Genomic DNA, 22,341 nt, shown 5'->3' on the forward strand with positions numbered 1-22,341 from the left:
CCGTCCCGCGGTGGCGCCCGCTCCGGCGGCCACCGACGCGTCTCACCCGACGGACGAGGTTTCGCCCAGGTTTCCTCCACGGGCTAATCTCGCCCCGTGGCTGACATCCAGATTCCTGCTGACATCAAGCCCGCGGACGGTCGGTTCGGCGCGGGTCCCTCCAAGGTCCGGGTGGAGGCGCTGGACGCGCTGGCCGCCACCGGTACGTCCCTGCTGGGCACCTCCCACCGCCAGGCCCCGGTGAAGAACCTGGTCGGTCAGGTCCGCGAGGGCATCAGCGCCCTGTTCTCCCTGCCGGACGGCTACGAGGTCGTCCTCGGCAACGGCGGCTCCACCGCCTTCTGGGACGTCGCCACCCACGGGCTGATCGACGCCAAGTCGCAGCACCTGAACTTCGGCGAGTTCTCCTCCAAGTTCGCCAAGGCGGCCGAGCTCGCCCCCTGGCTGGCCGACCCCACCGTGATCGCCTCCGACCCGGGCACCCACCCGGAGCCGCAGGCCGAGCCGGGCGTCGACGTCTACGCCTTCACCCACAACGAGACCTCGACCGGTGTCGCCATGCCGATCAGGCGGGTCGCGGGTGCCGACGAGACCGCGCTCGTCCTCGTGGACGCGACCAGCGGCGCCGGCGGCCTCCCGGTCGACATCGCCGAGACCGACGTCTACTACTTCGCCCCGCAGAAGTCCTTCGCCTCCGACGGCGGCCTGTGGATCGGCGTCTTCTCCCCGGCCGCGATCGAGCGCGCCGAGCGCATCCACGCGTCCGGCCGCCACGTCCCGGAGTTCTTCAGCCTCCCCACGGCGATCGACAACTCCCGCAAGAACCAGACGTACAACACCCCGGCCCTCGCCACCCTCTTCCTGCTGAACCAGCAGTTGGAGTGGCTCAACGGCCAGGGCGGCCTCGCCTTCTCGACCGGCCGTACGAAGGACTCCTCGACCCGTCTGTACACCTGGGCCGAGGAGAGCAAGTACGCCACCCCGTTCGTCTCCGACCCGGCCAAGCGCTCGCAGGTCATCGGCACGATCGACTTCGCCGACGAGATCGACGCGGCGGCCGTCGCCAAGGTGCTGCGCGCCAACGGGATCGTCGACACCGAGCCCTACCGCAAGCTCGGCCGCAACCAGCTGCGCATCGCGATGTTCCCGGCGATCGACCCGGCGGACGTCGAGGCGCTGACGAAGTGCGTCGACTACGTGATCGAGAAGCTGTGATCAAGAAGTCGTGATCGAGAAGCCGTAGAAGCCCAGCAACTCCCGTAACAAGCTGTTGGTTTACGCGGCAGGCATGATCAAGGCAAAACCTGCCGTGGACAGTTGAGTCTCCTTCGTCGCACACCGGACACTGTGTGCCCCATGCGACGAAGGAGATCCACGCGTACATGAACAGACCGATACCGGGCACCGTCGAGGTAGCGGTGCGCCACATCCTGAGCGACAAGGTCACGGGCTTCCTCGTCCGCACCCGCCGTATCACCTGGAAGGACAACATCTTCCGGGTACGCCGGCCGCAGTCCGGCAAGCAGACCGTGGAGCTCACCTGCCCCGTCTGCGACGCGTCCCTGCTGGCCGAGGTCCGCACCGAGGCCCGCACCCGCCGGACCAGGGTCGTCTTCGGCATCCTGGCCGCCCTCTGCGCGATCACCTTCTTCGCGGCCTTCGCCTACGCCGTCCACGAGGGCGGCAAGACCCTGCCCGAGGGTCAGTCGCTGCCGACCCTGTTCCCCGTCAGCGTCGTCTCGATCTTCGTCATGTTCGCCGTCACTCCCGCGTTCTTCATCCGGAGCCGCGTCTACAACGGCGTCACCCTGCTGGACGCCCCCAAACCACGCCGCCTGCACGCGCTCAGGGCAGTGCGGGGCTGAGCGCCGGGCCCCACGAGGGGCGCCCGGTGCGCGTGCGCCGGGCGCCCCTCGGGCCTTCACTCCCCGTCGACGAGCTTCGCGTACGCCTTGGCGTCGAGCAGCCCGTTGGACGCCGCCCCGCCCTTGGTCCTGATCTTGAAGAGCCACATCCCGTAGGGGTCGGAGTTGACGTCCTCGGGGTTCTCGGCGACCTCCTCGTTGATCGCGACGATCTCGCCGTCGAACGGACTGAAGATGTCGGACGCCGCCTTGACCGACTCCACCGTGCCGACGGAGTAACCCGCCTCGACCTTCCGGCCGACTTCGGGCAGCTCGAAGAAGACGATGTCACCGAGGTTCCTCTGGGCGTGGTCGGTGATGCCGACGGCCATGGTGCCGTCGGCCTCGGTGCGGATCCACTCGTGGTCGTCGGTGTAGCGGAGGTCGCCGGGCACGTTGGACATGTCAGCTCCATCAACCGTCGTGGTGCGATGTCCGGCCGCCCCTGTCGGCGACCGGCGGGAACAGCCTGCTGCACCGGAGCCCAGAGCCGTGTATTTCGGGCATCCCGGTCCGCCACCCGGGTGACGGCCGCCGTATCACGCCGCCGCGCACGTCACCGTCGGCACACCCCCGCCCCCGGGCGCGCCCCCGAACCCGAAGCTCGCCGAACCGCCCGCCGGGACCGACCCGTTGTACGCGGTGTTCACCGCGGTGACCGTCCCGCCGCTCTGCGTGTACGACGCGTTCCACATGCTCGTCACCTGCTGCGAACCGCTCCACGTCCAGGTCACCGTCCATGAACCGATCGCCGTGGAACCGGTGTTGGTGACCGTCACGTCGGCGTTGAACCCGCCCCCCCAGTCGCTGCTGACGGCATAGGAGGCCGAGCAGGAGGCGGACGTGCCTCCGCCACCGCCACCACCCCCACTCCCGCCTCCGCCGCTGCTCGGGAACAACGGCGCCTTGATGCTCGCCAGATACCCGTCCTTCACCGTGTCCACGGTCGCCCAGTCGTCCTTCAGGATCCCGCCGGTGTCACCGGAGTCGGGGTTCCAGGACCAGAACGTCCACTGGAAGGAGTCAGCGCCGTAGGCCGACGTCGGACGGAGGTAACCCACCAGCGCGGCCAGCCACTTCTGGTCCACGGTCGAGGCGAGCGTGGTACCGAACTCGCCCACCCACACCGGGGCGATGTTCTGCTTGAAGATGTAGCCCCAGTACGAGTCCCACACCCCCGGCATGTTGGCGGGGAAGGTGGGATCGCTGAACCAGCTCTGCTGGGCCACACTGGTGGCGTAGTCGTGGGCGGAGTACACCACCCGATTCGGCACGGACAGCTGCACCGGGTACTGGCCGACACCCATCAGGTTGCCGCCCCACCAGCCCGAGACGCCGTTGTACGTCTGCACGCCCTCGACGAACACCAGCAGGTCGGGGTTGACGGACAGGACGGCGTTCCCGGCGCGCTGGGCGGCCAGCCGCCAGTCGACGCTCGTGTCACCGCAGCCCCAGCAGGCCGGATCGTGGGGCTCGTTGTGCAGGTCGATGCCGATGACGGTCGGGTCGGCCGCGTACCGCGTCGCCAGGGCCTTCAGGTCGGCGATCCAGGTCGACTCGGGGACCGCCGAGGTGTACCAGAGCGCCGACTGGCCGCCGGCGTCCGGCCGGTGCCGGTCGAGGATGACCTTGAGCCCGTCCTGCCCGGCGTAGGCCACGATCCGGTCCATCACCTGGAGCGAGTTCAGCCCCTGCAGGTCGGCGTTCTTGCCGTTGCTGAAGTCGATGCTGTTGGGGACGGTCGTGCTCTTGAAGATGTCGTCGCTGTAGGGCAGCCGGATGGTGTTGTAGCCCAGCGACCTCATCTGGTCGATCACGCTCTTGTAGTCGCGCGACCAGAGGCCGTGCACCACGTAGTTGGCGGTCTCGAAGCCGAACCAGTTGATCCCGGCGATCCGGACCGGCTGCCCGGCCGCGTCCAGGATCTGCCGGCCGCTGGTGTGCCAGTAGCCGGCGCCGGGGGCGTCCGCCGCGTGCGCGGAGTCCGTCGCACCGGCGAGAGTGGCGAACAGGGGCAGGAGGAGCGCGGCGGCTACAGCACACAGCGCTCTTCGCGGGCTGCGTAAGCGGAACATGTGCCAGTTCCTCTCGGAGTTCCACTCGGGAGGCGCGGCCCCGGAACTCGATGGGAGCGCTCCCATACACCGCGCACCTCCCAGGAAACTGACACACCATCATCACGTCAAGACGTACGGCGGCAGTCGGCTCCGGCCCGCGTCAGGGCGCGGGGGTGCCGACCGTGGCGGTGACGGCGCCGATCACGCCGGTGCTGCCGACGGTGACCGAGACCGTGACCGGCTGGACCGGGTTGGGCGGCACGACCGGGTTGGGCGGCACGACGGGAGAGATCAGCAGGAAGGCGGGCCTGACCTTGAGCGTGGTGGTCGCCGCCGCCGAGAAGGGCAGGTTGTCCCGGTGCGCGCCGACGAGGTCGTACGTCCCGCCGCTGGTGGCACCGGTGCCGGAGGTGTCGTCCAGGCTGCTGATGATCTGGGCGGTACCGCCGCCCGCGGCGGTGGGCAGGGTGATGACGGTGACGTCGAGGGTGCCCTTGACGGCGATCTTCTCACTGGGGCCGGTGAAAGTGCCGCTGATCGGCAGGCTGACCGAGCGGACCTGCGGCAGGGCGGCTGCCGCCGCGGCCCGGGCCGTCCGGGCGGGCGCGGCGGAGGCGGTACCGGCGGCCACCGGGACGGTCAGGCTCAGGGCGGCCGTGAGCAGGCAGACGTGGCCGGCCAGACGCGGGGCGGTGCGGCGCATGGGTGCTCCCATTCCGTGAGGCGGGACCCGGTTGCCCTGTCGGCGCCCCCGTCCCGCGGGACGGTTCCCAGCCTGCCCGGACCCGCGTGGGTCCGCCCCGCCGGTGACCCGGAAGGGTGACGTGCGGTGCCGGACAGGGACGGGCGGAGAGGGATCAGTGCCGGCGTGCGGACGGGCGCCGCAGCCGCCGCAGTCCGAGGAAGGCGAGCACGGCGACGCCGGCCACGATGGCGCCGGTCTTGGCCCCGCCGCCCGCGAATCCGCCGTCGTCCTTGCCCGCGGCGGAACTCCCGCCGGCCGACGACGGCGACGCCTTGCCCGACCCCCCTGGCACGTCCTCGGCCTGCACCGGGCTGTCGGCCCCCTCGCTCCCGTACATCAGCCTGGTCCCGTCGGCGGAGTAGCTGACCGACTCGCCCTGCTTCTGGAGCGGCACGTCGAGCCGCCCCTCGCGCTTGATGTCGCCGCCGTTCCAGTCGTAGTAGATACCGCCGAAGTAGCCGCGTACGGCGAGCTGTCTGCCGTCGGGCGAGAAGGCGGCGTCGGTGGCCCAGAGGTCGACGGCGGCGACCGGTTTGAAGATGTTCGTACCCGTCGGGGAAAGGGTTGCCGGACCCTCGTACAGGTGCCCGCCGTTCTCCTTCTTGTCGATGATGTAGACCCGCCCGGTCTTGGGATGGACGATCAGCGACTCGGCGTTCCGCGCGCCGTTCGAGTACTTGACGACGTACTGCGTGGCCCGGACGGTCTGGTCGACCAGCTTCTTCGGCTCGGGCAGCCGGTAGATCCAGACGTACGGCCAGCTGCCGTCGAGGTTGTCGCCGATGTCGCCGACGTAGATCTGGTTGCCGGGGCCGATGGAGATGGCCTCCACGTCACGGGGTGTCCCGACACCGCTGAGCGTGATCCTCGCGACGGTCTTGCCGGTCGCGCTGTCGACGGCGTAGATGTACGGGCCGTCGCCGCTGTCGTTGTGCGTCCAGTAGATGCCGGGGTGCAGGTGGGAGGCGGCGAGACCGCTGGACTCGGCGATGCGCGGATCCGTGATCGTGAACCCCTTGTCACCGGTGCCACCCCCGCTGCCGTCGGCGGCGGAGGCGGGTGCGGAGGCCAGCGCCCCCGTGAGCAGGATCCCGGCGAGGAGGGCGAGCGATCGTGGACGCATGGGCCCAAGCCTGCCATCCCGCGCTGTGTCCGACCGCGAGGGGACGTGTCGGTCCTCACACCCGACCCCACCCCACCCCCTGATCGTCCATCATGAGCGGATGCTCAGGTTCATGCCCGTCGGGGACTCGATGACCATCGGCAGCGCGGGCGAACACACCTGGCGGTACCGCATGTGGCAGCACCTGTGCGGGACGTACGGCGGCCCGTTCACGCTGGTCGGCCCCCGCGAGACGCTGTACGACAAGCTGGCCGACGCGCCCGTCTCGTACGCCTACGCCGACCCCGACTTCCCCCGCGCCCACCTGGCCGGCTGGGGCGAGGGCTGGCTGCACATGGCGCCGCTGATCGGGGAGGCGGTGCGCTCCTGCCGCGCCGACGTCCTGCTGGTCTCCCTCGGCCTGATCGACCTGGGCTTCTACACGAACGCGGAGCAGACGGCGGAGAACGCACGGGCCTTCGTCGCCAACGCGCGGGCGGCCAGGGCGGGCATCCGCATCGTGCTGCTGCCGGTGATCCCGAACATCCGGGCCGCGTCGGACGAGCCGTTCGCGGAACAGGTGACCCGCTTCAACGAACTGCTGGCGAAGACGGCGGCCGACCTCGACGAGCCCCGCTCCCCGATCCTCATGGCCTCGCAGCCGGAGTCGTACGACATCCACACGGACACCTACGACGGCACCCATCCGAACGCGAGCGGTGAGCACCGGATCGCGGGGGCGTTCTCGGAGGCGATGTGGCAGGGGTGGGGGGTCGGCCAGGAGTACGAGGCCGGAACGGACTGACCGAATTCCGCCGTTGCCCGGTCACCGTGCGTATCGTTGAACCGCGCGGCCGCACTCGTGCGGAGGGCGGCCGGGGAGGAGCGCCAGGATGACCGTCCTCGAAGACAGGATCGCGATGGCCCAGAGCGACGACGAGGTCACGCTCGACGAGATGTTCGAGCGGATCGAGAAGATGCCCGCCCCCGAGGGATACAAGGTCGAGATCGTCGAGGGGACCGTCTTCATGTCGCCACAGCGGGACACCCACTGGGAGATCATCCTGGACATCGTCGAACAGTTGCGGACCAAGTACCCCCGGAAGCGGGTCAAGTCCGACGTACGCATCGACTACCCGGGGCACCTCAACGGGTTCGCGACGGACGTGACCGTGATGGCCGAGGACGCCGTGAAGACCGAGAAGGGGCTATGGCGTCACCAGGACGTGGAGTTCGTCGCCGAGGTCATCTCGAAGAGCACCGCATCCAATGACTACGGCCCCAAGAAGACCGCGTACGCGGTCGCCGAGGTCCCCGTCTACCTGATCGCCGACCCCTACCAGCGCCGCGTCCACGTCTACACCAACCCCAAGGGCGACGACTACGCGACCGAGACGAGGGTCGGCTTCGGCGACGAGGTGGACCTCACGGCGACCGTCGTCGGTCTCACCCTGAAGACCGACGAGTTCCCCACCGACTAGCTCCGCGCCGGCCCCCCGCCCTTGCCTAGAGCGCACTCCACGCCGTTGGCTGGGTGACCATGAAGTACACGCAGCTCGGACGTACCGGACTCAAGGTCAGCCGACTCGTCCTCGGCACCATGAACTTCGGCCCGCAGACCGACGAGGCCGACAGTCACGCGATCATGGACGCGGCGCTCGCCGCCGGCATCAACTACTTCGACACCGCCAACGTGTACGGGTGGGGTGAGAACAAGGGGCGGACCGAGGAGATCATCGGCAATTGGTTCGCCAAGAGCCCCGTCCACCGCGACAAGGTCGTGCTCGCCACCAAGGTGTACGGCAACATGGCCGCCGACGGCGACGCCTGGCCCAACCACGACAAGCTCTCCGCACTGAACATCCGGCGCGCGGTCGATGCCAGCCTGAAGCGGCTCCAGACCGACTACATCGACGTCTACCAGTTCCACCACATCGACCGGCGGACTCCCTTCGAGGAGATCTGGCAGGCGATCGACGTGCTGGTGCAGCAGGGCAAGATCCTCTACGTCGGTTCCTCGAACTTCCCCGGATACAAGATCGCCCAGGCCAACGAGATCGCCGCCCGGCGCGGCGGGACCATCGGACTGGTCAGCGAGCAGTGCCTCTACAACCTCGCCGAGCGCCGTGCCGAGATGGAGGTCATCCCGGCAGCGCAGGACTACGGCCTCGGGGTCATCCCCTGGTCGCCGCTGCACGGCGGACTGCTCGGCGGCGTGATCAAGAAGGAGGTCGAGGGCGGCCGCCGGGCCAGTGGCCGGGCCGCGGACTCCCTCGCCAACACCGCCGTCCGCGCCCAGATCCAGGCCTACGAGGACCTCCTGGACAAGCACGGCGTGGAGCCCGGCGAGGCCGCTCTCGCCTGGCTGCTCACCCGTCCGGGAGTGACCGGCCCGATCGTGGGTCCGCGCACCGCCGAACAGCTGGAGTCGGCGCTGCGGGCCGTAGAGCTGGAACTGAGCACGGAGCTCCTGGAGGGCCTGGACGAGATCTTCCCGGGCCCGGGCCCGTCCCCGGAGGCCTTCGCCTGGTAAGCGCCCCGAAGGGGCGCGGGGAACTGCGCGACCAGCCACGATCGGCCCGCAGCCGAAAACGGCGGCCGCAGTTCCCCAGCCGCCCTCACCGCATGGCAGACGCCACCGCCACCACCACGAACAACAAAACAAGCGCACCGGCCATGATCCGGTTCCGGGTCTTCGGGTCCACGGCACCGAGCCTAACCGCCCGCTCCGAGCCCCCAACGCCCGACCACCTCGTACCGCGGCTGCTCCCCCGGCACCCCCGACGTCGGCAGGTTGCTCTGCACCAGCGCCAGCTCCCCGACCGTCCAGCTCCGGCTGGTGAACTCCGTGAGCAGCGCGAGGTAGGGCCGTACCTCCACCGCGTCCCGGCTGCGGGCCACCGTCAGGTGGGCCCGGTAGCGGCGGTGCTCCCCCATGTCCACGCCCGCCTTCCGGGCCGCCGCCTCCGTGCGGTCGGCCAGCAGCCGGAGGGTGTCCAGGTCGCCGTGGGCGCCCGCCCACAGCGCCCTGCCGTGCCCGAACTGCCCGCCGCCGGCGACGGCCAGCGGGAACGGCGGGGTGCGGTGGGCCGCCCGGGCGAGGCGCTCCGACAGGCCGGGTACGACGTCGTCCTCGACCTCGCCGTAGAACGCGAGCGTGTAGTGCCAGCCGGGCCGGCCGGTCCAGCGCAGCGCGTCCGACCCCGGCAGCCGCTTCAACCTGTCGATCTCGGCGCCGAGTTCGGCGGCCACCTCCGGCGGGGGCAGCACGGCTGCGAAGAGTCTCATGGGGCAACCCTGCCAAAAAAACGCTTGCGCGCGGGGCGTACGACGGCGTGAATCGCTGCATGGAGAACACGGAGAGCAACGGGAAGATCAGGATCCGGGACGGCCGCGCCGACGACATCCCGGTGGTCCTCGGCATGTTCGACAGCGCCGTGGCGTGGCTGGTGTCCCAGGGCCGGACCCGGCAGTGGGGGACCACACCCTGGTCGGAGAATCCGAAGGCCGTGGAGATGATCAACCGGTACTTCACCGAGGGCAGCCCGTACATCGCCGAGTACGACGGGGTCCCGGCCGCCACCCTCACCCTCACCGACTCGCCCGGTCCCTACCTCGCGCCCGTGGACGAGCCCGAGCGGTACATCCACATACTGGCCTCGGACCGCCGGTTCAAGGGCTCCGGCACCGGCGCCGCGCTGCTCGCCCACGCGGCCGCGGAGACCCGCCGGGCCGGGATCTCGCTGCTGCGGGTCGACTGCTACGCGGGCGACGACCGCAAGCTGGTCGCCTTCTACGAGAGCAACGGCTTCACCCCGACCGAGTCCTTCACCGTCGCCGTCGAGGGCGACGACAGCTGGCCGGGACAGGTACTGGCCCGGAGGCTGTAGTCCGCCTCCGGGCCAGTCGCCGTCACACGTGTCTCACGCGGCCGGTGCGAGCTGCTCCTGCTGCTCCGCCGGCTCTCTCGGCACGAACCGCAACCGCGGGTGGCCGCCGTGCCAGCCGACCGACAGCCGCAGGTTGCCGACCCGGGCCAGGACCAGGCCGATCACCACGGCGGCCGCGGCCGCGATGGCGCCGCCCACCGCCAGGCCCGCCCGGACGCCGTACGCGTCGGTGATCCAGCCGGCGATGGGTGCGCCGATGGGTGAGCCGCCCATGAACACCATCATGTACAGCGACATCACCCGGCCCCGCATGGCCGGGTCGGTGCCCATCTGGACGGTGGTGTTGGCGGTGACGTTGACCGTCATGCCGAACATGCCGATGGGGACCATCAGCAGGGAGAACAGCCACAGGGACGGGGCTGCCGCGGCCACCAGCTCGAGGCCGCCGAAGGCCACCGCCGCCGCGAGCATCACCCGCAGCTTGGCCGTGCCGCGTCTGGCCGCGAGCAGGGCGCCGGCCAGCGAGCCGACCGCCATCAGGGTGTTGAAGAGGCTGTAGGAGCCGGCGCCCGCGTGGAAGACGTCGTCCGCGAATGCGGAGAGGTAGACGGGGAAGTTGAAGCCGAAGGTGCCGATGAACCCGATCAGGATGATGGTCCAGGTCAGGTCCGGGCGCCCGGCGACATAGCGCAGGCCCTCCCGCAGCTGGCCCTTTCCTCTCGGCGCCCGCTGCACGACGTGCAGCTCGCGCGCCCGCATCAGCAGCAGGCCGGCGAGGGGGGCGACGAAGGACAGGCCGTTGAAGAGGAACGCCCAGCCGGTGCCCACGCCGGTGATCATGAGGCCGGCGACGGCCGGGCCGACCAGGCGGGCGGACTGGAAGTTCGCGGAGTTCAGGCTGACCGCGTTCTGCAGCTGGTCCGGGCCGACCATCTCGGAGACGAAGGACTGGCGGGCCGGGTTGTCGACGACCGTGGCGAGGCCGACGACGAAGGCGGCCAGGTAGACGTGCCATACCTGGACATGCCCGGAGAGGGTCAGCAGCGCGAGCGCGATGCCGGTGAGGGCCATCGAGGTCTGGGTGACGAGGAGGGCCCGCCGCTTGTTGAGGCGATCGACCAGGACCCCGCCGTAGAGGCCGAAGAGCAGCATCGGCAGGAACTGGAGGGCGGTGGTGACGCCGACGGCGGTCGCGGAGCCGGTGAGGCTGAGGACCAGCCAGTCCTGCGCGATGCGCTGCATCCAGGTGCCTATGTTCGAGACGACCTGGCCGGCGAAGAACAGCCGGTAGTTCCTGACCTTCAGCGAGCTGAACATCGAGGACCTGCGGGCTGCGGGGGTAGTAGGGGCGGTCGGTGCGGGGGCGGAAGGTGTTCCGGGTCCCGTACTCAAACGGGTCGCCTCCTTCTTCTCTCGGGGTCTTACAGGTGTGCGAGCTTCTCCAGCACGGGGGCGGCGGCGCGGAGTTTCGCCCACTCGTCCTCGTCGAGGCCGTCGACCAGGCCGGCCAGGAACGCGTTGCGCTTGGCGCGGCTCTCCTCGAGCATCGCCTCGGCCTGTTCGGTCCTGGTGACGACCTTCTGGCGCCGGTCCTCCGGATGCGGCTCCAGCCGGACCAGTCCCTTGGCCTCCAGCAGCGCCACGATGCGGGTCATCGAGGGCGGCTGGACGTGCTCCTTGCGGGCCAGCTCACCGGGGGTGGCCTGGCCGCAGTTGGAGAGGGTGCCCAGCACCGACATCTCGGTGGGGCTCAGTGACTCGTCGACCCGCTGGTGCTTCAGCCGTCGCGAGAGTCGCATCACGGCGGAGCGGAGGGAGTTCACGGCGGCCGCGTCGTCGCCATGGGTAAGGTCCGGCATGTTCTTTAGAGTAACTCATTACCCTACCTAAGGACCACTCGGACGCGCGGATACGCCCGTGACCTCGGCCACTGGATCCGGGGGCCTGGGGGCATCCCCCGGAAAACATCGCGTCACCCGTACGAGTGAGCTGGATCCGGAAAGTGACGCATCGGGCGCGTGGATGTGGCGCCCTCGTATCCATGGGGACCACTGTGCTCAGCCTGCGGATAGACAAGGAGCTGCTCGACCGGCTCCGGTGTCATGCGGCGAAAAGGGGAATGAGCGTCCAGGACTACGTGGTCCGGACGCTCATTCGGGACGACTTCGACGAGCGGTTCTCGGCCTCCGTCGAGGAGACGGAGAGGTTCTACGGCGACCAGGTCAAGGTCACCTGACCAGGGAGCCCGACCAGGAGGGTCAGGTCAGACCCAGGGCCGGCATCAGGTAGTAGAAGGCGAACACCGCCGAGACCACGTACATCGCGGCGGGGATCTCCCTGGCCCGGCCGGCGGCCAGGCGGAGCACCACGAAGGTGATGAAGCCCATGCCGATGCCGTTCGTGATCGAGTAGGTGAACGGCATCATCACCATGGTCACGAAGGCCGGGATCGCGAGCGTGTAGTCGACCCAGTCGATCTCCTTGACCGAGCCGGCCAGGATCAGGAAGCCGACCGCGAGCAGCGCCGGGGTGGCCGCCTGGGAGGGGACCATCGTGGCGACGGGGGTGAGGAACAGCGCCACGGCGAACAGCCCGCCGGTGACGACGTTGGCGAAGCCGGTGCGCGCCCCCTCGCCGACGCCGGCCGTCGACTCGACGAAGCAGGTGGTGGCGGAGGAGGAGCTGGCACCGCCGACGGCGACCGCGACACCGTCGATGAACAGCACCTTGTTGATGCCCGGCATGTAGCCCTGGGCGTCGGTCAGCTTGGCCTCGTCGCTGATGCCCATGATCGTGCCCATGGCGTCGAAGAAGCAGGACAGCAGGACCGTGAAGACGAAGAGGATGCCGGTCAGCACGCCGACCTTGCCGAAGCCGCCGAACAGGCTGACCTTGCCGAGCAGGCCGAAGTCCGGGGTGGCGACGGGGTTGCCGGGCCACTTCGGGACGGTCAGCCCCCAGTCCGCCACATGGGCGACGGCATTGATGATCAGCGCGAGCACGGTCATCGCGACGATCGAGATCAGGATCGCGCCGGAGACCTTGCGGACGATCAGCGCGAGGGTGAGCAGCACGCCGAGCACGAAGACCAGGACCGGCCAGCCGTTGAGGTGACCGTCGGTGCCGAGCTGGAGCGGGACGGTGGTCTGGGCGGCGTCCGGGATGCGGGTGACGAAGCCGGAGTCCACCAGACCGATCAGCATGATGAACAGGCCGATACCGATCGAGATCGCCTTGCGCAGGCTGTAGGGGACGGCGTTCATCACGCGCTCGCGCAGACCGCTGGCGACCAGCAGCATCACGACGATGCCGGCCAGCACCACCATGCCCATGGCGTCCGGCCAGGACATCCGGGGGGCCAGCTGGAGCGCGACGACGGAGTTCACGCCGAGGCCGGCGGCGAGGGCGATCGGGACGTTGCCGATGACGCCCATCAGCAGGGTCGTGAAGGCCGCCGTGATGACGGTGGCGGTGACCAGCTGACCGTGATCGAGCTGGTGGCCGTACATGTCCTTCGCGCTGCCGAGGATGATCGGGTTCAGCACGATGATGTACGCCATCGCGAAGAAGGTGGCGAAGCCGCCGCGTACCTCGCGGGCGAGGGTGCTGCCCCGCTCGGAGATCTTGAAGTAACGATCCAGCGCACCGTACGCGGGGGTCGCACCCGGCTGTTCGGGGGCGGGGGCCTGAGTGGAAGCCGGGGTCGACATTGGATGTTCCTACGATCAGAAGTAGTCAAACACAAACGGTTTCAGTATGAACGTATGATGTCCAGATCGCTATCTCCGCGCGTAGACCGTGTAGGTGCGTAAGCTAAGCGCCATGGCGAAGTGGACCCCCCAGCACGAGGCACCGGAGCCCCTTGAGGGCCCTGTCGTCCCGACGATCATCGGCGGCACGATCATCTGGTTCGTCCTCTTCCTGGCCCAGCTCCCCTTCTACGGCTGGTACTCCGACCACGGCCACACCTGGTGGATCTGGACCTGCCTGGCCGGCGGCGGCCTCGGCCTGATCGGCGTGTACTACGTGAAGCGCCGGGACGCGGCGATCAAGGCGTTCCGCGCGACGACCGAGTAGGGAACCACCGCGAGGCCGGACAGACCGCACCCCTCCTTGCCGCACCGCCATATCGGCCTGAACGGCCTCGTCCTCAAACGCCGGACGGGCTGGAGGGGGTTGCGGAGCGATCTCCACCCTCGAACACCGACAGCCCCGAAGGCACAACAAAGCAACCTTCCCTCCCGGCCACCGGCCGGCCCCGAAGGGATCGCGAACCGGCCTCCCCCCTCCCCCCCCCCGGACATCAGGCGAACCCCAAGGGATCACAGACCGCCCCCACCCCCGAACACCGGACGGCCCCGAAGGGATCGCGAACCGGCCCCCACCCCCCGGACATCAGGCGAACCCCAAGGGATCGCGAACCGGCCTCCACCCCCCGGACACCGGACGGGCCAAGGGATCGCGGACCAGGCTTCGCTCCTCGAACGCCGGGGCGAAGCCCAAGACATCGCAGACCGGGCTTCGCTCCCGGGTGCCGGGTGGGCTGGAGGGGGGCTCGCGCTTTTGGAGGGCCGAGTCGGGTGGGTGGGTGGGCGAGGCGTCTACAACCTGCGCACGACTTCGGTCCTCCCCTGGTCGGATCTTCCGGGCACTCGGCAGGTGGGCGGGCAAATCCGCACGTACCGTCGAAGGCATGCAGCACATAGACGCGGGCGCCGAGCTCGACCCCGTGCATCCCGTACCGCTGCCGGTGCCGATCAGGACGACCGGCCTGACGGCTGCCGAGGTCGCGGAGCGGATCGCGCGCGGCCAGGTGAACGACGTACCGGTACGCAGCAGCCGCTCGATCGGCGAGATCGTGCGGGCGAACGTCTTCACCCGGTTCAACGCGATCATCGGTGTGCTGTGGCTGGTCATGCTGTTCGTGGCGCCGATCCAGGACAGCCTCTTCGGCTTCGTGATCCTCGCCAACACCGGCATCGGCATCGTGCAGGAGTGGCGGGCCAAGCAGACCCTGGACTCGCTCGCGGTGATCGGCGAGACGCGCCCCACCGTGCGCCGGGACGGGGCCGCCGTCGAAGTGGGCACGAACGCGATCGTGCTCGGGGACCTGATCGAGATAGGCCCCGGCGACAAGATCGTCGTGGACGGTGTGTGCGCCGAGGCCGACGGTCTGGAGATCGACGAGTCGCTGCTCACCGGTGAGGCCGACCCCGTCGTCAAACGCCCCGGCGATCAGGTGATGTCGGGGAGTTTCGTGGTGGCCGGCGGTGGCTCGTTCGCGGCGACCAAGGTCGGCCGGGAGGCCTACGCCGCCCAGCTCGCCGAGGAGGCGTCCCGTTTCACACTGGTCCACTCGGAGCTGCGCAGCGGTATCTCGACCATCCTCAAGTACGTGACCTGGATGATGGTCCCGGCCGCGATCGGCCTGGTCGCCACCCAGCTGGTCGTGAAGAACAACGGCCTCAAGGACGCCGTGGCCCGCACCGTCGGCGGCATCGTCCCGATGGTCCCCGAGGGTCTGGTCCTGCTCACCTCCGTCGCCTTCGCGATCGGCGTGATCCGGCTGGGCCGCCAGCAGTGCCTGGTCCAGGAACTCCCCGCGATCGAGGGCCTCGCCCGGATCGACACCGTCTGCCTCGACAAGACCGGCACCCTCACCGAGGGCGGCATGGACGTCACCGAGCTGCGGTCGCTGGACGGGGTCGACGAGACGTACGTACGCAAGGTGCTGGGCTCGCTCGGCGAGTCCGACCCGCGCCCCAACGCCTCCCTCCAGGCGATCATCGACGCCTACCCGGACAGCGAGGACTGGCGGTGCGTGGAGTCGCTGCCCTTCTCCTCCGCCCGCAAGTACAGCGGGGCGACCTTCAGCGAGGGCGACGGGGAGCTGAGCACCTGGCTGCTGGGGGCGCCGGACGTGCTCCTCGGTGCCGACGACCCGGCACTGGCCGAAACCGTACGGCTCAACGAGGAGGGCCTGCGGGTGCTGCTGCTCGCCCGCGCCGCCCGGGATCTCGACCACCCGGAAGTGGCACAGGGCGCCGACCCCACCGCGCTGGTGGTCCTGGAGCAGCGGCTGCGCCCGGACGCCGCCGACACCCTGCGCTACTTCGCCGACCAGGAGGTCCGCGCGAAGGTCATCTCCGGCGACAACGCGGTCTCGGTCGGGGCGGTGGCGGCCAAGCTCGGCCTCAGCGGTACGACGGTGGACGCGCGCCGGCTGCCCGCCGAACCGGCCGAGATGGCCGAGGCCCTCGACTCGGGCACCGTCTTCGGGCGGGTCACCCCGCAGCAGAAGCGGGACATGGTGGGGGCGTTGCAGTCGCGCGGGCACACGGTGGCGATGACCGGCGACGGCGTGAACGACGTGCTCGCGCTCAAGGACGCCGACATCGGGGTCTCGATGGGCTCGGGTTCGGAGGCCACCCGGGCGGTCGCCCAGATCGTCCTGCTCAACAACAGCTTCGCCACGCTGCCCTCGGTGGTGGCCGAGGGGCGGCGGGTGATCGGCAACATCACCCGGGTCGCCACGCTGTTCCTGGTCAAGACGGTGTACTCGGTGCTGCTCGCGGTGCTCGTGGTCTGCTGGCGGGTCGAATACCCCTTCCTGCCGAGGCACCTGACCCTGCTCTCCACCCTGACCATCGGCATCCCGGCGTTCTTCCTCGCCCTGGCGCCGAACAAGGAACGGGCACAGCCGCACTTCGTCCGCCGGGTGATGCGGTACTCGATCCCGGGTGGTGTGGTGGCCGGTGCGGCGACTTTCCTGACGTACCTGCTCGCCCGGCACTACTACACGGGGACCGGGTCCCTGGACGCCGAGACCAGTGCCGCGACCCTGACCCTGTTCCTGATCTCGCTGTGGGTGCTGGCGATCATCGCCCGCCCGTACACCTGGTGGCGCATCGTCCTGGTGGCCGCGATGGGCGTGGCCTTCGTCTTCGTGCTCGCCGTGCCCGCGCTGCAGAGCTTCTTCGCGTTGAAGCTGGTGGGGGTGGTGATGCCGTGGACTGCCGTCGGCATCGCGGTGGTGGGGTCGGCGGTGCTGGAGCTTCTTTGGAAGTGGGTGGAGCGGAAGTACCCGGTGTGAGCTCCTCCGGCCCGGCAGACGTGGGCCGGAGGCGGGCTTGCCAGGATGTCGACTGCGCGCCCGCGTCCGCGAGGACTGACGAACGACACGGCCGCCCCGCCGGCAGGACACCGGTGGGGCGGCCGTTCGGTTCCGGTGGGGCTACTGCACGTCGACGTAGTCGCCCGTGGCGCTGACCGCCGGGCTGGTCGAGGTGCCGGCGAAGGAGTAGCGGTAGTAACCGTCGACCGACGCCGTGGTCGTGGTCTTCAGGGCACCCGTGGAGGATGACTTGATGGTCTTCAGCGTGGTGTAGGTGCTGGAGCTCTTCTTGCGGAACTGGAGCTTGACCGACTGGCTGCCGTAGGCGCCGTACTTGTGGGTGTCCCAGTTGGCGCGGGTCAGGGAGCCGGTGACCGTGACGGTCTTGCCCTTCTTGACCGGCTCGGGGGTGGCGTTGACCGTCAGCTTCGTGGCGCGCAGGACCTTGGTGGTACCCAGGCCGCCGACCCACTTCACGTTGCTGTCCGCGTCGGCGGCGACGGCGCCGACCGACCAGGAGCCCGCCTCGGAGTTGTCCAGGTCCGCGTCCCCGCCGACCGTGAAGGTGAGGGTGGCCTTGCAGTTGAGGACGGTCGAGGAGGCGGCGGTGCAGGTGCCCGGGTCATCGGTGGCGAAGAGGTCGGTCGGCGCGGTCACGGAGCTGCCGCGGTAGATGACCGGACCGGTGGCGAAGTCACTCGCGGGCAGGCTCGCCGCGTGGGTCACGGTGTAGGTGACCGAGAAGGACGCCTTGGTCGTGCCGACGACCATGCTGCTGCCCTTGTTGACCTTCATGTTCGAGAAGGTGACGTTCGGCGCGCTGTCGGCGGCGTGGGCGGCCGGAGCGACGAACGCGGAGAGGGCCAGGGCGCCGGAGACGGCGGCCACAGTGGCACGAATACGCATGAATTCCCCAGTGGGAACAGTGGGCGCGAGGCCCAAGCGATCTTGGGAGTCTGTTGACTCGGGTGATCAGATCCACGGGGGGTGAGCGAGGTTGTACGGGTGAGACGTAATCCGGTCAGATTTTGATTCTTTTGCGACCGGATTACGCCTCCTTGGGATTACTCCCGGTGCTGCTACTTCACGTCGACGTAGTCACCCGCGGCGTTGACCGCCGGGGTCGTCGCCGTGCCGACGAAGGAGAAACGGTAGTAGCCGTCCACCGTCGCCGTGGTGGTCGTCTTCAGCGTGCCGGTCGAGGACGTCTTGATGCCCTTGACGTTGGTGTAGGTGCTGGAGCCCTTCTTGCGGAACTGCAGCCGCACGGACTGGCCGGTGTAGCCGTGGTACTTGCCGTCCTCCCAGTTGGCCCGGGACAGCTTGCCGGTGACCGTGATGGTCTTGCCCTTCTTCACCGGCTCCGGGGCGGCGTTGACCGTCAGCTTCGACAGGCGCTGGACCTGGGTGCTGCCGAGGGCGCCCTGGTCGGCGTACCCGACCTTGGTGATGTCGAAGTCGTCGCTGGTCGGGTCCTGGCCGTTGTACGCGATGGCCAGGGCGCCGGCGTGCCAGAGGCCGGCGTCGGAGTTGAAGAGCTCGCCCTCGCCCGGGTAGATGTCGATGTTCCCCTTGCAGCTGGCGGTGGTCGCCGAGGTGACCGTGCACTTAGCCGGGTCGTCGCCGATCAGGAAGTTGGCCTCGTCGTCGTAGGAGCCCTTGTAGATGTAGGCGCCCGAGAAGAAGTCCGAGGCGGTGATGTCGACATCGGCGCCGTGGGTGAGCGTGTAGGTGACCGACGTGGCGACGTGGGCGGTCGTACCGACCGTGACCGCCTTGGCGATCTTGACGTTGGAGAAGGTGACGTCCATGGCGTACGGAGCGTCGTCGTCCGCGGAGGTGGCGCTCAACGCGGTCTTGCCGGACGTGTGGTGGGCGGCCGCGAAGAGCTTCGTCGCGTCGGTGCCGAAGGTCGAGCCGCCGGCGGCGTGTGCGGCCGGCAGCGCGAGAGCGGAGAGTGCCAGGGCACCGGAGACGGCGGCCACAGTGGCGCGTATACGCATGCGTTCCCCTGCATGGAAGTGATCGGGGAGTCTGGATGACTCCCCCGTTCAGATCTCCGCAGGGGAACAAAGGTTGTACGGGATTTGAAAGTTGTGCGCCGAAACTGTCGAGGGCCTTGCGAACGACGGCTCACCTTGCCCACGGCGGCTCGCCTTGCGCACAGCCGCTCAGTCGAACCAGCGGTCCCGCGCCAGCTCCTCCGTGCGGGACGGGTCCTCCAGCAGTGCCGCCACCTCGAAGCGGCGCGGCCACTGCCCCGCCGCCCAGGCCAGGCCGGCCGCCACGCCCTCCAGGGTCGCGGCGTGCAGGACGCCGTCCCCGGTGAGGCGCCAGTCGATCTCGACGCCGTCGACCACCAGTTCCTCGTGCTCGACGTACGTCCGCGGAGTGCGCGGGCCGAGCAGGACGTGCACCGGCTCGGGGACGTCGTGCTCGGTGCCCTCCGAGTCGACCGACCCCGTCACCGACTCGCTCAGCCGCCGTACCTGGAACAGTTCGGCCAGCTCGGCGGCCCGGGACGGCCGTACCGGGAGCAAGGGGACACCGGCCGTGAACGGCAGGAGGTCCGGCGAGTCCACGACCACCGCGTCCGCCGCGTCCACGACCTCCACCCGGCCGTCGATCACCGCCCGCAGCTCGTCGGGGAGCGTCACCTGCTCCGGGTCCAGGTCCGCCAGCGCGCCGTACAGCGCGTGCAGCTGGGCGCCGGTGACGGAGCGGTCCGGGTCGGCGAGGCGGTCGAGGAGTTCGGCGGCGCCGCCCGGCTCGTCCAGGAGGGCGGCCACCGAGGTCCGTACGCCGAGCGCCCGCAGCACCTGCTCGTCCTCGAAGCCGGTCGCGTCGGCCTCCTCGTAGAGGCCGCGCAGCAGCGGGTCGCCGCCGGCCGCCAGCAGCCCGGCGGGGCGGCGGCCGTCGAGGACCGGGTGCCCGCGCAGCCACCACGCGGTGTACGGCCGTACGACCTCGTGGGTGCCGTCCGGCAGCAGGATGCGGACCGGCTGGGTGAGGGCGTCGCGCAGCGGCGGCTGGGCGAGCAGGGCGAGGGCCTCGGGCCAGTGGTCCTCGTCGACGAGGTCGAGGTCGCGGACGGCGATCAGCTCGGTGGCGACCGGAGGCACCGGGGTGTCCGGGAAGCGGTCCAGGATGTCCTCGCACCAGACGTCGACGGCGTCGAGGAGGCCGGCGTCGTCGGGTTCCGCGAAGTCGCCCTCGCGGGGCTCCAGTTCGTCCGGGTCCAGGACGACGTCGGTGGCACGGACGAGCGCGAAGTTCGCGAGGACCCCGCAGGCGGCGAGCGGGCCCTCGCCCCACTTCCCGGCCAGGTCGGCGTCCACGGCCGCCAGCTCGTCCTCCCTGATGAGCCGGGCGAAGGCGCTGCCGGGGAAGACCAGTTCACCGGCCGGGGCGAGCTCGCCGTCCTCGTCGGGCAGGGCGAGCGCGCCCAGCCAGGGCTCGTCACCCGGTTCCAGACCGGCGTCCCGCGCCAGCGCCAGCACCGTGTCCGCCAACTCCTCGGCGTCCAGGGTGTCTTCCTCCCAGTTCACGCCCCCCTCGTCGTCCAGCGAGGCCGCGACCGCGGCCCGCACCTGCGGGGTGGTGAGGACCGCGCGCGGGGACGCGGGCAGCGCGCCGAGCTTCTCCAGGAGCGGGTGGGCGGCGTCCTGGTGGGCGACCTTGAGGCCGAGCCGGGTGAGCACCTCGGGGTCGATGGCGGTCGCGTCCGCGGTGGGGAGGAGAACCTGCCGGGGACCGATGGTGGTCCTGCCGTCCGCCAGCGGCACCGGCAGCCCGGAGAGCCGCTCCGGGTCGACGCCGGCGAGGCTGTCGTAGAGCCGCCACCACCAGTCCGGGTCCTTCTCCAGACCGGCCAGGCGGTCGACGGCCTCGGCGAGCGGCAGCCGGGCGACGGACAAGGTCCGCAGCTCGACGCGGCGTTCCAGGCCGGCGGGCAGGAGGGTCGGGAGGACCTCGGCGAGGACCCGGACCGTGTCGGCCCCCGCCCCCTCCACGATCTCCGCGTCGCGCGGCCGCAGCGCCTCCGGGAGCTCGCTGTCGTCGCCGGGCTCGACGGCGGGCGGCAGGAACGCGGTGCGCGGCAGCCGCTCCAGGATCGCCTGGCGCAGCGCGCCGTCCAGCTCGCCCTTGCCGAGCGGGCCGGGCACCAGATGGATGATCCCCTCCCCCACCGGCCGCCAGTCGGCGAGGAGTTCGGCGTACGCGTCGGCCGCGCGCTGCACCAGGAAGTCGGTGAGCGGGCCGGGTGCGGCGTGCCGACGGGTGGTGTCGAGGGGGAAGGAGGCGATGAGCAGGGCGGGCACGCCGAGCGGTTCGTCGCTGGGGGTGGGGGCGTGCACGACGGCGGCGGAGCGCGGCCGGTCCGGGGCGCCCTGGCCGTCCGTGGGCACCGCCCAGGTCAGCGACCAGTGCGGCCGCAGCCGCTCCTCGACCGGCCGGTCGGCGAGCAGGTCGGGGGTGAGCGAGCCGTGCGCGGCGACGGTACGCCAGCGGGTCGTGCCGGCCTGCGAATCCTCTACGACGGTGAGCGCGCCGTCGGTGCGGCGGCGCAGGGTGCGCACGGTGTCGGCGGTCTCGACCACGACCTCCTCCAGCCCCGGCAGGGCGAGGAGCAGGGCGTCGTCCACGGCGTCGAGGAGCCGCTCGGCGAGGTCGGTGGCGGCGGTGTCCCGCAGCGGCAGGATCACGACCGTGTCGTACGGGTCCGGGGCGGTGCCCTCGGCGGCGAACGGGAGCCGGAGCAGGGGGACATGGCCGTCCCGCCGGCGGATCTCGTCGCCCAGTCCCGGGCTGTGCCGGGCGGTCTCCTCGGCCAGTTCCCGGGCCTCGGCGAGGGCCCAGCGGACCCCGCCGTGCCGCCCGACGACCGCGGGTTCATCGGTCACGGCCAGCACCGCGGCGAACCCGACACCGAACCGCCCGACGGCCCCCTCGCTGTCCCCCCGCTTCGCGGAGGCGCGCAGGGTGGCGAGGGACTCGACGCCGGCCGCGTCCAGCGGGGCGCCGGTGTTGGCGGCGAACAGCACGCCGTCGCGGAGGGTGAGGCGGAGCCGGCCGGGCACCCCCGCGCGGGCGGCCGCGTCGGCGGCGTTCTGCGCGAGCTCCACGACGAGCCGGTCCCGGTACCCCCCGAGGACCAGGTCCTCCTCGGCGTTGGCGTCCTCCCGGAACCGGGCGGGGCTGGTGGCCCAGGCGTCGAGGACACCGCGACGCAGGCGGGCGGTGCCGAAGGGGTCGGCGCCCTCGGCGGCGGGCCGCACGAACTTGCTCACGTTCACACTCCTCATCGACGTGAGGACGAAGGTACCGCGCGCCGAGGCATCACCCATCCGCCCTCCTGCCCCGGCCGACCGAGAACCAAGGACCCCGCACGGGCACGAGGGCACCGCAGCTCACAGAAGCACCCCGAAAGGGCCGCAGGGCTGCATCGAACGCGCAGCTACCGCCGCGCGGGCACGAGGGCACCGCAGCTCACAGAAGCACCCCGAAAGGGCCGCGGGGCTGCATCGA

20 protein-coding genes are annotated in these 22,341 nt (G+C 70.4%); 9 read left to right on the plus strand and 11 right to left on the minus strand.

Features of this window, described 5'->3' with window-relative positions:
* The first annotated feature begins 96 nt into the window (after nucleotides 1–96).
* Nucleotides 97–1,215 (plus strand): phosphoserine transaminase, encoded by a 1,119-nt coding sequence (serC, locus tag ACWGKQ_RS06825; protein WP_453290804.1) that lies wholly within the window; start codon nucleotides 97–99, stop codon nucleotides 1,213–1,215.
* Nucleotides 1,216–1,382: 167 nt separating this feature from the next.
* Complete coding sequence (locus ACWGKQ_RS06830; protein WP_453290805.1) at nucleotides 1,383–1,865, plus strand: hypothetical protein; 483 nt, start codon at nucleotides 1,383–1,385, stop codon at nucleotides 1,863–1,865.
* 56 nt (nucleotides 1,866–1,921) lie between these two features.
* On the opposite strand, the gene gcvH is transcribed toward ACWGKQ_RS06830, so the two are convergent.
* The 4 genes from gcvH to ACWGKQ_RS06850 all read right to left on the minus strand — a co-directional run bounded on the left by gcvH (nucleotide 1,922) and on the right by ACWGKQ_RS06850 (nucleotide 5,829).
* The gene (gene gcvH, locus ACWGKQ_RS06835; protein WP_453290806.1) at nucleotides 1,922–2,308 is read right to left on the minus strand and encodes a glycine cleavage system protein GcvH; all 387 of its coding nucleotides are present in this window, start codon (nucleotides 2,306–2,308) and stop codon (nucleotides 1,922–1,924) included.
* Nucleotides 2,309–2,443: 135 nt separating this feature from the next.
* Nucleotides 2,444–3,979: a cellulase family glycosylhydrolase gene (locus tag ACWGKQ_RS06840; RefSeq protein WP_453290807.1), complete on the minus strand. Its 1,536-nt coding sequence runs from the start codon at nucleotides 3,977–3,979 to the stop codon at nucleotides 2,444–2,446.
* Nucleotides 3,980–4,121: 142 nt separating this feature from the next.
* Nucleotides 4,122–4,664 carry a hypothetical protein gene (locus ACWGKQ_RS06845; protein WP_453290808.1) on the minus strand — a complete coding sequence of 181 codons (543 nt, stop codon included), beginning with the start codon at nucleotides 4,662–4,664 and terminating at the stop codon, nucleotides 4,122–4,124.
* 154 nt (nucleotides 4,665–4,818) lie between these two features.
* The gene (locus tag ACWGKQ_RS06850) at nucleotides 4,819–5,829 is read right to left on the minus strand and encodes a WD40 repeat domain-containing protein (protein ID WP_453290809.1); all 1,011 of its coding nucleotides are present in this window, start codon (nucleotides 5,827–5,829) and stop codon (nucleotides 4,819–4,821) included.
* Nucleotides 5,830–5,929: 100 nt separating this feature from the next.
* On the opposite strand from ACWGKQ_RS06850, the gene ACWGKQ_RS06855 reads away from it, so the two are divergent.
* The 3 genes from ACWGKQ_RS06855 to ACWGKQ_RS06865 all read left to right on the plus strand — a co-directional run bounded on the left by ACWGKQ_RS06855 (nucleotide 5,930) and on the right by ACWGKQ_RS06865 (nucleotide 8,341).
* Nucleotides 5,930–6,613, plus strand: coding sequence for a GDSL-type esterase/lipase family protein (locus ACWGKQ_RS06855; RefSeq protein ID WP_453290810.1), 684 nt, complete (start codon nucleotides 5,930–5,932; stop codon nucleotides 6,611–6,613).
* 88 nt (nucleotides 6,614–6,701) lie between these two features.
* Nucleotides 6,702–7,289 (plus strand): Uma2 family endonuclease, encoded by a 588-nt coding sequence (locus ACWGKQ_RS06860; RefSeq protein WP_453290811.1) that lies wholly within the window; start codon nucleotides 6,702–6,704, stop codon nucleotides 7,287–7,289.
* 59 nt (nucleotides 7,290–7,348) lie between these two features.
* Nucleotides 7,349–8,341: an aldo/keto reductase gene (locus tag ACWGKQ_RS06865; protein WP_453290812.1), complete on the plus strand. Its 993-nt coding sequence runs from the start codon at nucleotides 7,349–7,351 to the stop codon at nucleotides 8,339–8,341.
* A 182-nt stretch (nucleotides 8,342–8,523) separates the two neighbouring features.
* Here ACWGKQ_RS06865 and thpR read toward each other — a convergent pair whose 3' ends face one another.
* The gene (thpR, locus tag ACWGKQ_RS06870; RefSeq protein WP_453290813.1) at nucleotides 8,524–9,096 is read right to left on the minus strand and encodes an RNA 2',3'-cyclic phosphodiesterase; all 573 of its coding nucleotides are present in this window, start codon (nucleotides 9,094–9,096) and stop codon (nucleotides 8,524–8,526) included.
* A gap of 59 nt (nucleotides 9,097–9,155) precedes the next feature.
* Here thpR and ACWGKQ_RS06875 point away from each other — a divergent pair, with 59 nt between their 5' ends.
* Nucleotides 9,156–9,698 carry a GNAT family N-acetyltransferase gene (locus ACWGKQ_RS06875; RefSeq protein ID WP_453290814.1) on the plus strand — a complete coding sequence of 181 codons (543 nt, stop codon included), beginning with the start codon at nucleotides 9,156–9,158 and terminating at the stop codon, nucleotides 9,696–9,698.
* A 33-nt stretch (nucleotides 9,699–9,731) separates the two neighbouring features.
* Here ACWGKQ_RS06875 and ACWGKQ_RS06880 read toward each other — a convergent pair whose 3' ends face one another.
* Together ACWGKQ_RS06880 and ACWGKQ_RS06885 are read right to left on the minus strand one after the other, a co-directional pair.
* The gene (locus ACWGKQ_RS06880; protein WP_453290815.1) at nucleotides 9,732–11,090 is read right to left on the minus strand and encodes an MFS transporter; all 1,359 of its coding nucleotides are present in this window, start codon (nucleotides 11,088–11,090) and stop codon (nucleotides 9,732–9,734) included.
* Between the two features lie 29 nt (nucleotides 11,091–11,119).
* Nucleotides 11,120–11,557, minus strand: coding sequence for a MarR family winged helix-turn-helix transcriptional regulator (locus tag ACWGKQ_RS06885; protein ID WP_189264283.1), 438 nt, complete (start codon nucleotides 11,555–11,557; stop codon nucleotides 11,120–11,122).
* 182 nt (nucleotides 11,558–11,739) lie between these two features.
* On the opposite strand from ACWGKQ_RS06885, the gene ACWGKQ_RS06890 reads away from it, so the two are divergent.
* Nucleotides 11,740–11,934 carry a ribbon-helix-helix protein, CopG family gene (locus tag ACWGKQ_RS06890; protein ID WP_453290816.1) on the plus strand — a complete coding sequence of 65 codons (195 nt, stop codon included), beginning with the start codon at nucleotides 11,740–11,742 and terminating at the stop codon, nucleotides 11,932–11,934.
* A 22-nt stretch (nucleotides 11,935–11,956) separates the two neighbouring features.
* Here ACWGKQ_RS06890 and ACWGKQ_RS06895 read toward each other — a convergent pair whose 3' ends face one another.
* Entirely contained in the window at nucleotides 11,957–13,408 is a 1,452-nt protein-coding gene (locus ACWGKQ_RS06895; RefSeq protein ID WP_453290817.1) for an NCS2 family permease, read from the minus strand.
* 112 nt (nucleotides 13,409–13,520) lie between these two features.
* Here ACWGKQ_RS06895 and ACWGKQ_RS06900 point away from each other — a divergent pair, with 112 nt between their 5' ends.
* A complete protein-coding gene (locus tag ACWGKQ_RS06900; RefSeq protein ID WP_453290818.1) occupies nucleotides 13,521–13,775 on the plus strand; it encodes a DUF2530 domain-containing protein in 255 nt (84 codons plus the stop codon).
* A gap of 616 nt (nucleotides 13,776–14,391) precedes the next feature.
* The gene (locus ACWGKQ_RS06905) at nucleotides 14,392–16,791 is read left to right on the plus strand and encodes a cation-translocating P-type ATPase (RefSeq protein ID WP_453290819.1); all 2,400 of its coding nucleotides are present in this window, start codon (nucleotides 14,392–14,394) and stop codon (nucleotides 16,789–16,791) included.
* Nucleotides 16,792–16,932: 141 nt separating this feature from the next.
* Here the strand turns inward: ACWGKQ_RS06905 and ACWGKQ_RS06910 are convergent, their stop codons facing one another.
* The 3 genes from ACWGKQ_RS06910 to ACWGKQ_RS06920 all read right to left on the minus strand — a co-directional run bounded on the left by ACWGKQ_RS06910 (nucleotide 16,933) and on the right by ACWGKQ_RS06920 (nucleotide 22,103).
* Nucleotides 16,933–17,718 carry a hypothetical protein gene (locus ACWGKQ_RS06910; protein ID WP_453290820.1) on the minus strand — a complete coding sequence of 262 codons (786 nt, stop codon included), beginning with the start codon at nucleotides 17,716–17,718 and terminating at the stop codon, nucleotides 16,933–16,935.
* Nucleotides 17,719–17,891: 173 nt separating this feature from the next.
* Complete coding sequence (locus ACWGKQ_RS06915; RefSeq protein WP_453290821.1) at nucleotides 17,892–18,815, minus strand: hypothetical protein; 924 nt, start codon at nucleotides 18,813–18,815, stop codon at nucleotides 17,892–17,894.
* Between the two features lie 168 nt (nucleotides 18,816–18,983).
* Nucleotides 18,984–22,103, minus strand: a complete 3,120-nt coding sequence (locus tag ACWGKQ_RS06920; RefSeq protein WP_453290822.1) for a sacsin N-terminal ATP-binding-like domain-containing protein — start codon at nucleotides 22,101–22,103, stop codon at nucleotides 18,984–18,986.
* Nucleotides 22,104–22,341 lie beyond the last annotated feature (238 nt).

It is taken from the genome of Streptomyces sp. NPDC054770, from assembly GCF_053611985.1.